1 protein-coding gene and 1 pseudogene are annotated in these 452 nt (G+C 49.6%); both read left to right on the forward strand.

Going from position 1 to position 452, the window contains the following annotated elements:
* Positions 1-204, forward strand: a 204-nt coding sequence (locus ACTHUT_RS21975; protein WP_440419940.1) for a beta-ketoacyl synthase chain length factor, incomplete at its 5' end; no start/stop codon positions are given.
* Positions 201-452 (forward strand): annotated as a pseudogene (locus tag ACTHUT_RS21980) (1-acyl-sn-glycerol-3-phosphate acyltransferase); the annotation flags it as partial. The gene ACTHUT_RS21975 and the pseudogene ACTHUT_RS21980, both read left to right, overlap by 4 nt.

A 452-nucleotide genomic window follows, 5' to 3' on the forward strand; every position in this document is an offset into this window, starting at 1 on the left:
GCATTGGCACTGGTAATCACAAAGGGCGAAGACTATACCTTAAGCTTGGAAACCGCATCCGCAAGGCCGTCTGCAAACCTTAACGATACAACAGTAGAGCCCTATTGGAGCAGTTTGGAGTGGGTACGCTTCCTGCTTTCAGACGGCCGACAACACACGCAACACTATATCGGTAGACACTGGCACTGGCAGAAAAACGCATGAAGACTTTAGACTATTTCCGTCGCTTTTTTGCCACACTCTTCGGCTTCATCTTCTTCGGCGTTGCAGGCGTATTGTTCAAAATCGCATTCTTGCCCTATACGCTCAAGTCCAATAAAGGCGACATCAAACGCCAACTTGAAGCAAGACGCCTGATAGGCAAAGTTTTGCGTTTATTTGTCGGCTACCTGCAATGGTCAGGCGTATTGAGCGTCCGCTTCAACGGCTTGGCAAAACTCGGCAGACCCGGT

Source organism: Neisseria sp. P0022.S010, from assembly GCF_051956635.1.